Source organism: Candidatus Baltobacteraceae bacterium, assembly GCA_036488875.1.
Lineage (GTDB): Bacteria > Vulcanimicrobiota > Vulcanimicrobiia > Vulcanimicrobiales > Vulcanimicrobiaceae > JAFAHZ01.
In genome coordinates this window covers 40,794-54,498 of the sequence record DASXGW010000011.1, presented here as the reverse complement: position 1 = coordinate 54,498, position 13,705 = coordinate 40,794, and the positions used below count along the sequence as shown (strand labels likewise).

Annotated in this window: 12 protein-coding genes; 9 read left to right on the top strand and 3 right to left on the bottom strand. The window is 63.4% G+C overall.

Annotated elements, in window-relative coordinates; translation table 11 throughout:
* The first annotated feature begins 24 nt into the window (after positions 1 to 24).
* From VGG89_12750 to VGG89_12735, 4 genes are read left to right on the top strand one after another with little or no spacing between them, the layout of a single operon-like run.
* Positions 25 to 294 carry a flagellar biosynthetic protein FliQ gene (locus VGG89_12750; protein ID HEY1977415.1) on the top strand — a complete coding sequence of 90 codons (270 nt, stop codon included), beginning with the start codon at positions 25 to 27 and terminating at the stop codon, positions 292 to 294.
* A complete protein-coding gene (locus VGG89_12745) occupies positions 291 to 1,013 on the top strand; it encodes a flagellar biosynthetic protein FliR (protein HEY1977414.1) in 723 nt (240 codons plus the stop codon). The genes VGG89_12750 and VGG89_12745 overlap by 4 nt, the downstream gene beginning before the upstream one ends.
* Entirely contained in the window at positions 1,010 to 2,020 is a 1,011-nt protein-coding gene (locus VGG89_12740; protein ID HEY1977413.1) for an EscU/YscU/HrcU family type III secretion system export apparatus switch protein, read from the top strand. Before VGG89_12745 ends, VGG89_12740 begins: the two co-directional genes overlap by 4 nt.
* Positions 2,017 to 4,038, top strand: coding sequence for a flagellar biosynthesis protein FlhA (locus VGG89_12735; GenBank protein ID HEY1977412.1), 2,022 nt, complete (start codon positions 2,017 to 2,019; stop codon positions 4,036 to 4,038). The genes VGG89_12740 and VGG89_12735 overlap by 4 nt, the downstream gene beginning before the upstream one ends.
* 3 nt (positions 4,039 to 4,041) lie before the next feature.
* Here the strand turns inward: VGG89_12735 and VGG89_12730 are convergent, their stop codons facing one another.
* Entirely contained in the window at positions 4,042 to 4,428 is a 387-nt protein-coding gene (locus tag VGG89_12730) for a type II toxin-antitoxin system PemK/MazF family toxin (protein HEY1977411.1), read from the bottom strand.
* A complete protein-coding gene (locus VGG89_12725) occupies positions 4,382 to 4,651 on the bottom strand; it encodes an AbrB/MazE/SpoVT family DNA-binding domain-containing protein (GenBank protein HEY1977410.1) in 270 nt (89 codons plus the stop codon). The genes VGG89_12730 and VGG89_12725 overlap by 47 nt, the downstream gene beginning before the upstream one ends.
* Positions 4,652 to 4,828: 177 nt before the next feature.
* Here VGG89_12725 and secD point away from each other — a divergent pair, with 177 nt between their 5' ends.
* The 4 genes from secD (at position 4,829) to VGG89_12705 (ending at position 10,570) form a co-directional block, all read left to right on the top strand.
* Complete coding sequence (gene secD, locus VGG89_12720; GenBank protein ID HEY1977409.1) at positions 4,829 to 6,199, top strand: protein translocase subunit SecD; 1,371 nt, start codon at positions 4,829 to 4,831, stop codon at positions 6,197 to 6,199.
* 3 nt (positions 6,200 to 6,202) lie between these two features.
* Entirely contained in the window at positions 6,203 to 7,525 is a 1,323-nt protein-coding gene (gene secF / locus VGG89_12715; protein ID HEY1977408.1) for a protein translocase subunit SecF, read from the top strand.
* Positions 7,526 to 7,577: 52 nt separating this feature from the next.
* Entirely contained in the window at positions 7,578 to 9,470 is a 1,893-nt protein-coding gene (locus VGG89_12710) for a helicase-related protein (protein ID HEY1977407.1), read from the top strand.
* A gap of 95 nt (positions 9,471 to 9,565) precedes the next feature.
* The gene (locus tag VGG89_12705; GenBank protein HEY1977406.1) at positions 9,566 to 10,570 is read left to right on the top strand and encodes a hypothetical protein; all 1,005 of its coding nucleotides are present in this window, start codon (positions 9,566 to 9,568) and stop codon (positions 10,568 to 10,570) included.
* Positions 10,571 to 10,633: 63 nt separating this feature from the next.
* Here the strand turns inward: VGG89_12705 and VGG89_12700 are convergent, their stop codons facing one another.
* Entirely contained in the window at positions 10,634 to 11,845 is a 1,212-nt protein-coding gene (locus VGG89_12700; GenBank protein HEY1977405.1) for a hypothetical protein, read from the bottom strand.
* A 90-nt stretch (positions 11,846 to 11,935) separates the two neighbouring features.
* Between VGG89_12700 and VGG89_12695 the strand changes: the two genes are divergently transcribed.
* Positions 11,936 to 13,696, top strand: a complete 1,761-nt coding sequence (locus tag VGG89_12695; protein ID HEY1977404.1) for a PDZ domain-containing protein — start codon at positions 11,936 to 11,938, stop codon at positions 13,694 to 13,696.
* Positions 13,697 to 13,705 lie beyond the last annotated feature (9 nt).

Genomic DNA, 13,705 nt, shown 5'->3' with positions numbered 1-13,705 from the left:
CCATCGCACCGTACGATCGGCGCGATGGAAGCTTTCGACGCTCTGGTTCGCGACGGGCTGTTCACAACGGCGTTGATCGCGTTGCCGATGCTGGCCGTCTCGGCGCTGGTCGGTACGGCCGTGGCGGTGGTGCAGGCTGCCACGCAAGTGCAGGAACAGACATTGACCTTGCTGCCGAAGGCGATTGCGGTCGGCATTACGGTTGCGATTTTCGGATCCTTCGCAATGCACGCGTTGGCCGGTCTGTTCGATCGCGCGTTGGACGCGATTCCCGCCCTCGTCTCCGGTTCGTGAGCGATTCACTGGCGACCGGGACGCTCGTCTTTGCGCGTTGCGCCGGATTCGCATTCCGCGCACCCGGCTTTTCACACCCGAGCGTTCCGGCACCCGTGCGCGCCGGTCTCGCCGTGTTTTTGACGTTGTCCGTTGCACCGGGCGTTAGCGCCGCGAAGGTTCCGCGTGACGAACTGAGTTTTGCGCTCGCGTTTGCGACCGAACTTTTGCTCGGCGCGATCGTCGGCGCCGCGGCGTCTTTATTGTACGACGCGGCCTACGCCGGGGGCCGGACCGTCGACGACTATGCCGGCGTCAAAGCCTTCGCGCCGAGCGCGCAAATCGTCGCTCCTTCGGGCTTCGGACGCGTTTGGTCGCTCGCATTCACCGGCGGGTTCTTCCTGTTGGGCGCCTACCGACCCACGATTTGGTGGTTTGCAATGAGTTTCTCGCGACTTACGCCGGGCGTTCCGTTCGACGCGCACGCCTGGATGCCGTATCTCGCGAGCTTGGCCGCAACGATTGCGATCAGCGCGGCCGGGGTGGCCGCGCCGGCCATCGGTTTGGCATTTGCGGTGCAGATCGCGCTGGGGGCTCTCTCTCGCGCGGTTCCACGTTTCGGAAGCATCACGCTTGCATTTCCGCTCGCGTTCGCGGCGGTGCTGATCGCGACGGTGTGCGCGGTGCCGATTCTCGCCGCGCGCGCGGGACATCCATTGCTTGCGCTGCCGGTTCGATGAGCGACGAATCGGAGAAGCCGTTTGACGCGACGCCGCAGCGTCTGGAAAAGGCGCGGCGCGAGGGCAACGTCGCGCGGTGTTCCGAGCTCGGCGCGAATGCGGCGTTTCTCGCCGCCGGTCTAACGCTCGTTGCGAGCGCGCCGCTGCTAGGAGCACTGGCTTCCCGATCCATCGCGCGCGCTGCGGCCGGCAATGGAGAGGTCGATTCGATGGCCGTGCTCGGCGTTGCGCTGCTGCCAATTGCCGCTGCGGCGCTCGCCGGCAGCGTCGTTGCGATCGCGCAGAACGGGGGCGGCTTGTTTATCTTTCCGCTTCCGAAGGTGGAACGGCTCAATCCAATAGAGGGATGTAAGCGCATGTTTTCGCGCGAGACGCTCGGTCACGGATTTCGCGCGGGAGCTGCCTTCGCACTGGCAGGATGCGCGATGGTTCCGGCGCTGCAAGCCGCCGCACGCGAAGCAATCGCTGCGGGGTCCGTGGCCGGGGTTGCGGCCGGCGTTTGGAACGCGGCCCAACGCGTAGCGATCGCGGCGTTTGCGGTCGGAACCGCATTTGCCGTCGCCGAATATGGCGCGGCGCGCCGAACGTGGCTGCAGAAACTGCGCATGAGTTTCGACGATCGCAAGCGCGAAGCCAAGGAACAAGAAGGCGATCCGCTCGAGCGCGGACGCCGCCGGGCGCTGCATCGTTCGCTGCTGCGCGGTTGCGTCGACGACGTGGGAAAGGCGTCGTTCGTGATTGCAAATCCCACGCACGTGGCGGTGGCGTTGCAGTACGAACCGCCGCTAGTGGCGGTGCCGACCATTCTCGTGCGCGCCGCCGGCGATGCCGCCGGTCGCGTGCGGGCCATAGCGGCGGCCAGGGGCATACCGGTCGTCGAGAACGTACCGTTGGCGCGAGCGCTCTATCGCGACGGACGCGTCGGCGATCCGATCGACCGCGCGCATTTCGTCGCGGTTGCCGAAGTCGTGGCGGCGCTGTTCCGCGCCGGATTGCTGCGCACGTGACCCGGCTTCCGGTCTACGCCTTCGCAGGCGTGCTTCTGGCGATCGTCGGGATTTTGATCGTGCCGTTGCCGCCGTGGCTGCTCGACGTGCTGCTGGGCGTGAACATCTTTGCATCCGCGCTCGTCCTGCTGCTTTCGGTCACCGTCGAGGACCCGCTGGAGTTCAGTGCGTTCGCGCCGGCTCTGCTCGTCGCGACGCTGTTTCGATTGTCCCTCGACGTCTCGGCGACGCGATTGATTCTTACGCAAGGAGCGACGCCGGGCGCGGTGGGCGCCATCGTTCCGGCGTTCGGCGCCTTTGTCGTGAACGGCAATCTCGTCGTGGGCATCATCGTGTTCGCGATTCTCGTGACGATCCAGTTCGTGGTGATAGCCAGTGGCTCGCAGCGCGTCGCCGAAGTCGCCGCGCGCTTCACGCTCGATGCCATGCCGGGGAAGCAAATGGCCATCGATGCGGACGTTCACGCCGGCGTGCTCGATGCCGCGGGGGCGCGCCGCAAGCGCGCGGCCGTGCAGCGCGAGGCCGACTTTTACGGTGCGATGGACGGCGCCGGAAAGTTCGTCAAAGGCGACGCCGTCGCGGCGTTGGTCATCGTCGCGCTCAATCTCGCGGGCGGCGTCATCGTGGGCATTGCCTATCATGGTTTAACTGCAGTGGATGCGCTCAACAGGTTCGCCCTGCTCTCGATCGGCAACGCGCTCGTGACGACTTTGCCGGCGTTCTTGATCTCCACCGCAATGGGCATGATGGTGACGCGCGTCGCGTCCGAGGGTGCGCTGGGATCGGATCTGGCCGCGCAGTTGTGCTCGCGCCCCGACGTGCTGCGCAGCGTCGGGGTGCTGCTGCTCGCACTGAGTTTTGTTCCGGCGCTTCCGCGGCCGCTCTTTGCGCTGCTCGGTCTAATGGCGTTCGTACTCGCGTGGCTTGCGCAGCGGCATCGCACGCGCAGCGACGACGAAACGGCTGCGTCGCGCGAACGTGCGCGCCGCCAAGCGATGCGGCGCCCGGAGCTTGCGCTCGGATTGGTCGGCGTCGACGCGGTATCCATCGACGTCGGCGCGGATCTCGCGCATCTGCTGGTGCCGCCGCACGCCGATGCGCTGCTCGACCGTATCGGTGAGGTGCGACGAGCGTTGGCGGCCGATATCGGCATCGTTCTTCCCGGCGTTCGGCTACGCGACGACCTTGCACGAGAAGCCGCGACGTACGGCATTCGCGTCCGCGACCGGCTGGTTGCTCAAGGCGCGCTTCGACTGGAGTGCCGGCTCGCCGTGGCTGAAGAAGCGGTGTTGCGCCGCTTGGGCGTGGGCGTTGAGCCCGAGCCCGTCTATGGCTTACCGGCGGCGTGGATTTCCGTCGAACGGGCCGACGCCGCATCGGCGGCGGGCGCGCTGGTTTTCGATCCGATCTCCGTACTCGGTTCGCATTTGGCCGAAGTCGCGCGCGCGCACGCAGCCGAACTGGTCGGACGTCAAGAGTTGCAGACGCTGTTCGAGCATTTGCGCGCGAGCGTTCCGTCGGTCATCAAAGAAATTGGTACGGAGTCGCTGCCGTTCGCGGCGGTGCATCGTGCGTTTTCGTTGTTGCTGCGCGAAATGGTGTGGCCCCGCGATCCGGTGCGCGTCCTCGAAGCGATGTTGGAAGCGGGATCGCGCGACGCAAACGAGTTGGCGGAAGCCGCGCGCCGCGTCGTCATCCCCGAGCTCTTGCGACGGCGCGCCGTCGCAACGCTGGAGCCGGCCATCTTCGACCCCGAGTTCGAACGAACGCTGGTTTCGGCGTGGAGCCGCGGTGGAACCGACGCGGCGTCGCCGTCAACGGCGCTGGCGCTGCGCGAGCAGATCGGCCGCTACGTCGCGGGGCGCTCGCGCGACGGCGCGTCGATCGTGTGTACGGCCGCGTTGCGGCCACTGCTCGCCGATTTCCTGATGCGCTCGGGCGTACGCGTCGACGTCTTTTCGTACGGGGAGCTGCCAGGCGAGCTAACGTTGAACCCGAGCGAGATCATCGCCGCGTAGTGCCTAGCGTATTGCCAAGAGTGCTGCGACGCGCGCCGTCACCTCATCGAGAACTGCCTCCGGTGCAGTTTCCTCAAAAACGGCATCTCTCGCGCGCCAGTCAAGATTCTCGAGCTGGTCGGACAGCACGGCACCTTGTGTTTCCAGCGATGTTGGAAGGGCGACCTCGAACCGATAGCCTTTCATCTTTGACGTTATAGGGACGACGATAACCAACCCGACGGTGCCGTTATACGATTTCGGACTGAGAACCAGCGCAGGACGGCGATTCGCCTGTTCGTGCCCGGCTTGCGGCGAAAAACTCATGCGGACGATGTCGCCGCGATCGGGAATGTAGCCCAAACTACCAGACGTCTTCTTTGCCGATCGGTTCGCCGGTGTCGACTTCACCGTGAAGCATGTCCGGCGTCAAACCGTCGAGCAGCTCTTCGAGCGTATATGTCGGCTTCGCACGCCGTACGACCACGGCCCCGTTTTCGACCTCGAGATAGACGCGGTCGCCCTCAGCGAGGCCGACTGCTTCTGCGACGCCCTTCGGGAGCCGCAGCCCCAGGCTGTTTCCCCAGCGGTCGAGGATCGTAGAGATTGCGCCGCTCGCGCGTTTGTGAGCCATGGATATCCCAAGTATATCCGGAGCCGGTCGCACGTGTCTACTCGTGCCCCTTCCGACCTTTAGGCGGCCATTTGACACCCTTGGGGAGGCCGGATAAACTTGTACGGTTAAAGTCCACCGGCCCGGCGGGCCTCACCGCCCAGGGCCGTTTGCTTGCCCTCTTACCGTTCGGATGCCATGACCTGGAATAAGCTCAAAACGCCCATCAAGGCGCTTGTCATTCTCGCTCTTACGGGACTATCGATCTGGCAGATTACGCCGATCCAGTCCAAGATTCACCTCGGCTTGGATCTGCAAGGCGGAGCGCGGCTCTTGCTGCAGCTCTACCCCACCGCCGACGTGCCGCAAATCACGAGTCAAGTGCAGGCGCAGACCCGTGAAGTGATCGACCGGCGTATCAACGGCCTCGGCGTCGCCGAGCCGTCGATCAGCAACGTCGGCACCGATCGCATTCTCGTCGAGCTCCCCAACGTCAAGAATCCCGATCAAGCCGAAGCGGTGCTCAAGCAGGTCGCGGTGCTCGACTACAAGATCATTCCGCCGGAGATCTACCAGAAAGCCGAAGCGGCGCTGGCGGTCACCCAGAACCCCAGCATCAAGGGCAAAGTTAAAGACGACGCGCAGAAGTACGTCGACACGACCGCGTACGACAGCAGCGGCCCGGTCGTCTATACCGGGAAAGAATTGAAAGCGGCGCAGGCCGGCTACGACCAAGCCGGCCGCCCGAACATCACGTTCCAAACCAAAGATGCCGCCAAGTTCGGTAAGATGACGACCGCCAACGTCGGCAAGCTGCTCGCGATCTTCCTCGATCATCACTACGTTTCGGCGGCGACGATTCAAAGCCCGATCTTCGACAGCGGTCAAATCACGGGCGAGTTTACGCAAGATCAAACGATTACGCTGGCCAACGAGCTCAACGCCGGCGCGTTACCCGCCACGATCAAGATCGTCGAAAAAGAATCGATCGGACCGACGCTCGGTAAGATCGATTTAGAGCAGTCGCTCAAGGCGTCGATGCTGGGCCTCGCCCTCGTGCTGGTCTTCATGATCGTCGTCTACCGCCTGCCGGGCTTCCTGGCCGACGTCGCGCTGGCGATCTACGTCGTCATCATGCTCGCAATTTTGGCGGCGTCGAACGCGACGCTCACCCTGCCCGGCATCGCCGGCTTCGTGCTCTCGATCGGTATGGCGGTCGACGCCAATGTGCTGATCTTCGAGCGCATCAAGGAAGAACTCTGGAACGGCAAGTCGATGCGCGCGGCCGTGCGCGTCGGTTTCAAACGGGCGTTCTCGGCGGTCTTCGACAGCCACTTCACGACGATCGTCGGTGCCTTCGTGCTGTTCTCGTTCGGCACCGGAACGGTCAAAGGTTTCGCGTTTACGCTGCTGTGGGGAACGATCGTCTCGCTCTTTACCGCCGTCTTCATCACGCGCTTCTTCGTCGACGTGCTCGTGGACAACGAGATCCTGACCTCACCGGAACTCTACGGTATCAAACGCAGCGAGATCGGCATCTTCGCTCGTCAATCGGGGGCGGAGGCGTAAACCATGTTCTTCCGCAAACTCAATTGGAATATCGTCGGCTGGTACCGGACCGTCTCGACGATCTCGTACCTCATCATCGCGCTGGGCGTCGGCGCCATGGTCTATCATGGCTTCCAAGGCGGTCAGGGGTTCAATCCGTCGCACATGCTACGCCTGGGCCTCTCGTTCACCGGCGGTACCGAAATCGACGTGGCGTTCACGCAGCCGACCACGACCGACAAAATCAAGGCCGGTCTGGCGGGTCTCGGACTCACCGACGAGTCGGTCACGACCGCAAAGACCGACGGCCAGCACTTCATCATTGAAACGCAGTCGGCGTATGCCAACGATTCGGCGCCGCTCTGGAACGCGCTCGGCGCGGTTGCACCGGTGGACCGATCCGCTTCGCAGATCATCTCCGTCGGGCCGTCGCTGGGTCGCGAGTACCTGATCAAAGCGCTCTGGGCGCTGATCATCGCGCTCAGTATCCAGTTTATCTACATCGCGTTCCGCTTCGGCTGGAACTACATCTTCGGTCTCGTGACGGTCATCGCGCTGGTGCGCGACGCCTTGATGATGATCGGCATCTACGCGTTGGCCGACCGGCGCGCCGACGACGCCTTCTTAGCGGCAGTGCTGACGGTCATTGGCTACTCGGTCATGGACACGATCGTCATTCTCGACCGAATACGTGAAAACACCAAGCTGATGGCGGGTCAGCCGTACGACGTGATCGTCAACGAGTCGATCAAGCAGACGATGACGCGCTCGTTCAATACGCTGGCAACCGTCGTCATCACACTGGTCGCGCTGCTCGCGCTCGGCGGCGCGAGCCTGAAGAACTTCGCGTTCGCCCTGCTCGTCGGCATCTGCTCGGGCGGTTACCACTCAATCTTCTTTTCGGCCCCGCTGGTGCTGGTGTTCCGCAAGCGTCAAATGGAAGCCGCCGTCAAACAGCGTCGCGCCGGCTTGACCTCCGATCGCACGTCGACGTCGCGGTCGCGTGCGGAGTCCTCGGCGCTGCAAAGCCGCGGCGGCATGGCGCGCGAGGACATCGTCGCGGCACGCCGCGAGCGCCGGCAGAAGGCCAAGGCCGCCGCGCGCACGACGCCGTCACCGACGCCGTCGCGTTATCGCCGCAAGCGCGACGATGCCGCGCCGGGCGCGGTCGCCGTCGAAGAGTCGTACGCACCGGAATCGGAGATCGATCCGCTCGACGCACAGAACGCGGGGCTGCACGACCAAGCACTCGAACAAGGTCACGAGGAGATATCGCTCAACCTCGATGAGTTCGAACACGCGCAAGAGCCCGGCGAAAGCGCCGCAGGAGAGGAAGAGAAGCACTAAGCTTCCGCCACCGACTGCGTCAGAGGCGGCTTTTGAGGCCGCCTTTGCTGCATTGCGGGGGGAAGCGGCGCCTGCAAAGACCGGCGAGCTCGCGCAGTTTTTAGATCGGGCGTTTGCAAAGAGCTCCGAATATCTGCGCGACCGGTACGCCACCATCGGCGATGCGACGGCGTTTCATACCAAGATCGCGGGCGTGTCGTTCGAGGGCCGGCAAGACGTGCTGGCAGGGTTGCGCGAAGGCGTCGAGCTGGAGCTGCGGCGCGAGCCGGAAAACGCGCACGATCCCAATGCCATTGCCGTCTTTTACGGCAACCTTCAGCTCGGCTTCATCAAGCGCGCGATTGCCAAGCACATCGCGCCGGTCATCGACGGCGGCGAACCGTATCGCGCGCGGATCGCTTCGCTCACCGGGGGCGGTGCCGAAAAAAACCGCGGCGTCAACATCTACGTCGAGCGCGACGTGCGCGCGACGATCGCCGCACGCGATCGCAGTTCGTCACCGGTGCGCGAGCGATTGCAGGGCGATGAGGAGCGCATCGTTGCCGCGCTCATCGGCAACGCGCGGCCGCACGACGCCCAGCGCGCCGTGCTCGATCGCGTCGAAGCCGGCAAGAATACGCTGGCCGTGCTTGGCACCGGTCGCGGAAAATCGTTCTGCTTTCAATACGTCGCCGCACGCCGCGCGCTGGCGGAGGGCGCGAAAACGCTCGTCATCTATCCCCTTCGCGCGCTGGCGAACGACCAGTACGAAGGCTTGATCCGAAAGCTCGATCCGCTCGGCTTACGCGTGTATAAGGCCAACGGATCGATCGGTAACGACGAGCGGGACGAGCTCTTCGAGGCGTTGCGTGAAGGCGCGTGGGATCTCGTACTCGCCACGCCGGAGTTTCTCGAGTTCCATCGCGAGGCGTTTACCGGGCGCAGCACGCCGGGTCTGGTGGTCGTCGACGAGGCGCACCACCTGTTCGAATCGCGTCATCGACCGGCCTACGCGCAGCTGCGCGCGACGATCGCGAGCTTAGGGCGGCCGCAAGTATTGGCGTTGACGGCTACCGCCGACGACGAACCGTTTCGCAAGATCGTCGACGACCTCGAGATTTCCGCGTGGGTCATCGATCCGACCGTGCGCGAAAACCTGCACGTGGTCGACGCACGCGGCCGTAAGGACAAGACCGATTACCTCGTCGACCTTTTCGCGCGTGATGATAAGGGAATAGTGTATACGAACTCGCGGTCTGAAGCGCAGAGCGTCGCCGAAACGCTGCGCAAGAAGATCGGCGACGAAGTGATGTTCTATCACGGCGGGATGCCAACGCCCGATCGTCACGACGTCGAGCGCTTTTTCCGCGAAGGTGGGCTGCGCGTGGTCGTTGCGACGTCGGCTTTCGGTGAAGGCATCGATTTGCCGGACGTGCGCCACGTCGTGCTGTTTCATCTCAACTTCGACTTTGCCGAGTTCAACCAGCAGGCCGGACGTGCCGGGCGCGACGGCGAGTACGCTGAGATACATCTGCTCTACGGCGAGGGCGATCGCCGTCTCAACGAGTTCTTGATCGACCTCGACGCGCCGTCGCTGCCGAAGCTGCGCGAGATCTATCGCGGCCTCAAGGGCCTCTCGCGCGGAGCGATTCGTTTGAGCTACGCCGATATCGCGGCTACGCTGGATATCGATAAAGTGCGCGACAAGACCATCGGCGCCGCGGTTCGGATTTTCCAAGACTCGGGATTGGCCGAAATCGGTGAGGATGACGACGGTCGATATGTTGCGCTGCTGCCCGTTGACGGGCGCGTCGACATGGAGCAAAACGAGCGATTCGCCGAGGGAGAAGCCACGCGCGAGAGCTTCGCGGAGTTTGCCAAAGTCGCGCTCGGCCACCCGGCCGAGACGTTGGAGCGGATTATCAATCGCCCGATCTATCCCGGCCGCATCGAGCTGCTTCGTTAGTGCCGGATGAATTCGACGGCGCTCGCCGATTGTTTGGCAGGGATTCTTTCGGCGGCTCGTAAACCAGCCTGCGCCATAAAATCTGGAGGTAATTCATGAATCCCTTTGCGCGACGGGGTGTCGTACTCGTTGCCCTCGCGGCGTTGGCGGCTTGCTCGAGCCCCGGGTCGCAAATAACCGTACCGCCGGCGGTTCCGGCGCCCAACGCGCCGTTGCACTCAACGGCAACGAGCCACGTGCTGCACGTGAGCGCGAGCGACGCCGCGGCGGCGCGAAACGTTCGTAGTTTTCACTACCACATCTTCCCGGTCTCCAGCCAGTGGGGCAAGCCGGTCAAGAACGCCGCGACGAAGGTGGCGTATCCCGCCGATCTCGCCTATTACGGCGGTCCGATCATGAAAACGGCGGTCGAACACAATATCTACGTCAACTGCAAGAGCGGCGACGAGGCGTGCTGGGGCAAGCCCGAAGAGTTTTTGCAAAACATTGCCGCGAGTAAGATCGCAAAACTGCTCGGCCAGTACACGAAGGCGTCAACGAACAACTATACGTTCGGCGAGGGTACGCCGTTTACGTACCAGGCCTTCAGCAACATTTACTACGACAACGATCTATTCTCGATTCTGCATGCGGTTGCCAAGTCGGTCGGCGGCACCGGTTACACCGACGAGTACCACATCTTTTTGCCCAAGGGCGTGGACAACTGTTTCGACGGAACGACAACGTGCTATTCGCCGGACAATCCGGCCAACTGGTACTTCTGCGCGTATCACGGTGAAGTGACGTTCTCCGACCTGGGTCCCGTCGTGTTCTCGGTCGAGCCCTACCAGAACGTTCGCGGCTGCACGTACAAGCTGCCCAAAGGGTACAACTCGCTGATCAACTCGACCGATTCCACTCTTCTGCACGAGACGTTCGAGTCGATTACCGATCCGGACCCGAACTCGTTTGGCACCCTGGGCTGGTACAACATTCCGTACAATCAGGAAATCGCGGATCTTTGCGATTCCTTCCCGGCGAAGCAAACGGTTGGAACGCTGAAAGTCTTCGTCCAGACGATGTACTCAAATAAGTATCATGGTTGCGCCAACGGGCCTTAACCCCTAAGCTGGGACAACAAAAGAAGCCGGAAAGACGATCTCCGGCTTCTTTTTATAGGTGGCTTAGGCGATGGCGCGGACGAGCTTGCCCTGATCGACGGCATCGTAGAATGCGTTGTGCGTTTCCGTGATGCCGTTGGCGGCCCAGGGATCGATTTGACGATGCGACGTCGGAAGATGGACGGTCGGACCGGCCGCGTCGCGATAGTCGCTGCCGCCGAACGCATCGAAGCTCGCGCTCTCCCGATGCGCGAGCACCAAATCGCCGACCGCAGCGCTTGCGGCTCGGGCGGCGCCGCGCACTTCGCTTGCCAGGCGGTCGTCGTTTGCGATCGCATCGTACGTTGCCATGGCCGGCCGATCGGCGCGCCACGGAAGCGTTCTGCCTTCCGGGAAGCGCACCATTCCGTCGACGGACTTGACGTCATCGCGAAGTGCGGCGCGGACGCCGGGATCGCGCGCGGCGCTCGCGGCGTCGTCGTTGAACCGCTTGATGGCCGAATCGGCGCGGGCGATCTTCGCCGCGCTCAGATCCAGCACGTCGAACGCGGCGGCGGGGCGCAGCGATCCGAAGACCGAGTCGTACTTGCTCTGCATGACGTCGTCGACGACCGCGTGCGCCATCGCCGACGGATCGTCTTCGTGCTGCGCGATATCGTGAGCGACCGCCGTAGGCGTGCCTGGGGCGACCATCGTCTCCGGGCTTGCCGCCAAAAACGCAACGCCGGCGTGCGAGAGTGCGTCGGCGAATCCCATGGTATTCATCAAGCACTGATTTGCGACGACGCCGTCAACGCGGCGTCCGGCATCTTCGGGGTGCTCTTGAACGTGCAATGCGATGCCGTCGCCGATCGCTTTGGCAATGTCCGGCATCGACATGCACGAGCCGTCGCGCGTCTGCAGGCCGCCGCCGTCGCCGCCGCCGTGATCGACCAGCTCGATCCACGTTTGGTTGGCTCCCGATGCCTCGGCGTTGTCGAGCGTGCGCGCAACGAACTGCGCGAGATTCCGTTCGTCGCTCATATCGTCCGCTTTGCCCGCGGCGACGTGCCCAACGCGACCGTCGGCCACCGTGAAGTCGTCGGTGTGCATGCGGCGGCCGTCGGACGCGGTCGTGTCCTCCACGGTGAACTGCACGTTCCGATCGGTCGCACTGGTTTCGATTGCCTGCGATACGACGTTTTCTTGAATTCTGTCCAGGTTATTGTCGCCGTCGCGATAGATGCCGAACTCCAGCGTGCGGCGCGAGGGCGTAAGGGTAACGTTCTGCAGCATGAGGCCTCCTGACGTGTGAAGTCAGCCTCCCTCTGCGACGAGCGCTCGGAATGACAAGGGCATCTTCGGGGGCCGGAGGAACGGCACACTATGTCCGTGTCGTCTTGGCGCGCGATACTTTTGGCGTTTTGCTGTTGCGCGGCCGTCCTGAACGCGATCACCCTGGTTACCGACAGCATTCAGTCATCGTCGGCGCTGGGCTTCCAAGTCTCACGCACCGCCGACCCTGCAGTCGTTCGGGTAGACGCGGTGGATCCGGGGGGAGCCGCGCAAGCAAGCGGCGTGCGCGCCGGCGATCTGATTAACGTACGCGACCTCGCGCCCGCCGAACGCTTACGCCTGCTCGTCGGCGTCTATCCCCACGAGAAGATCGCGTTCGCCGTAGTGCGCGGCGGTGCGAGAGTGCCGATCGACTTTGTTGCGGGCGGTCCGCCGCCTTGGCGCTGGGACACGATACTGTGGTCGTTCTCTTCGTTCTGGATGCTGGCGTTTGCCGCGTTTATTGCCTGGCGTCGCGCCGATTCAGTGCAAGCGCGCGTGCTCAGCGCGCTGCTGACCAGCTACGTCACTTCAAGCGCGTTGCTTCCCGGCACTCGGCTGAGTCCTTCACCGCTCGCCGACGCCGTCACGATGGCGATTGGATGGGCTTTGAATTGGGCGTGGGTACCGTTGTTGGCGACGTACGCGTCTCTGGCCGCGCAACCGATGTCGTCGTTGCGACGCGCATTGACGGCGCTAGCCTATGCTTCGGCGGGCGTCCTCGCGATTTTCGGAATCGTGCGACTCGTCACGTTATGGAACGGATCGCTGCCCTGGGTCGCGCAAGGGGTCGGTCCGGAGTGGAACATGACCTACGGTGCGATTCCGTACGCTTTGGCGGTTGGATGCGCGTGGGTGGCGCTAGCGGCGGCACGCGGAGAGGAGCGAAGCCGCATCACCTGGGTGATAGCGCCGCTCATGATCTTTTACATCACCGAAATGATGCTGTACCTCGTGCCGGCAATCTTGCCCACCGAACAGCATGGCGATGCGCTCATTGCGGCCTACGGGTTTGCCAACTTAGGCTCGGTTTTAGCGCCGGTCGGTATGACGTACGCGCTACTCAACCGGCGCGTTCTCGACATCGGCTTCGCGCTCAACCGCGTGGCCATCTTTTCGGGCGTATCGATCGTCGTCGTCGGCGCGTTCATGCTGTTCGAATGGGCGATCGGAGCGTGGTTGCAACAACAGAGCCACACGACCAGTCTCGTCGTTGGGGCTGTCGTAGCGCTGCTGCTCGGGTTTTCCATCAAGTTCGTGCACGATCGCGTCGAGCACGTCCTCGATCGCGTGTTTTTTAGGAAGCGGCACGAGGACGAAGAAGCCATTCGCCGTTTCGCGCGCGAGGCTGCGTTCGTGACCGACCCTGCCTTATTGGTGAACCGTACCATAGACGTGTTGGAACGCCATGCCGACGCTTCGTTCGCGAGGGTTGCACTTGGTAACGGGAATGCAACGTACGCAGGAGTGAGCGAGAACGATCCGGCGATCGTCGCGCTTCGCACGTGGCATCGCAAGCTCGATCTGCACGGGATTGGCACGCAGTTCGAGGGCGAGTTCGCCTATCCGATGGTCTCGCGAGGGCGCCTGGTCGGCGCGCTCTTGCTCGGGCCGAAGCGCTCGCAGGAATCGTATGCGCCCGACGAATCCGATGCGATCGAGGACTTAGCGCACCACGTCGGTGGTGTTTTGGACGTTTTGGGCCACTCCGCGCCGTCCGGCGACGACCCCGTCTTGGCCGAACTCAAAGCCATGCGTCGAGCCATCGCCGATGGATTTTCGTCACTCCGATCCGAACTCGAACGCAGTTAGGAGTCTAGA

What these genes read in the sequence shown, in the direction of transcription:
- VGG89_12705 (HEY1977406.1), top strand. Translation starts at nt 9,566, where the DNA reads ATGAATCCCTTTGCGCGACGGGGTGTCGTACTCGTTGCCCTCGCGGCG.
- VGG89_12750 (HEY1977415.1), top strand. Translation starts at nt 25, where the DNA reads ATGGAAGCTTTCGACGCTCTGGTTCGCGACGGGCTGTTCACAACGGCG.
- VGG89_12740 (HEY1977413.1), top strand. Translation starts at nt 1,010, where the DNA reads ATGAGCGACGAATCGGAGAAGCCGTTTGACGCGACGCCGCAGCGTCTG.
- secD (HEY1977409.1), top strand. Translation starts at nt 4,829, where the DNA reads ATGACCTGGAATAAGCTCAAAACGCCCATCAAGGCGCTTGTCATTCTC.
- secF (HEY1977408.1), top strand. Translation starts at nt 6,203, where the DNA reads ATGTTCTTCCGCAAACTCAATTGGAATATCGTCGGCTGGTACCGGACC.
- VGG89_12725 (HEY1977410.1), bottom strand. Translation starts at nt 4,651, where the DNA reads ATGGCTCACAAACGCGCGAGCGGCGCAATCTCTACGATCCTCGACCGC.
- VGG89_12695 (HEY1977404.1), top strand. Translation starts at nt 11,936, where the DNA reads ATGTCCGTGTCGTCTTGGCGCGCGATACTTTTGGCGTTTTGCTGTTGC.
- VGG89_12700 (HEY1977405.1), bottom strand. Translation starts at nt 11,845, where the DNA reads ATGCTGCAGAACGTTACCCTTACGCCCTCGCGCCGCACGCTGGAGTTC.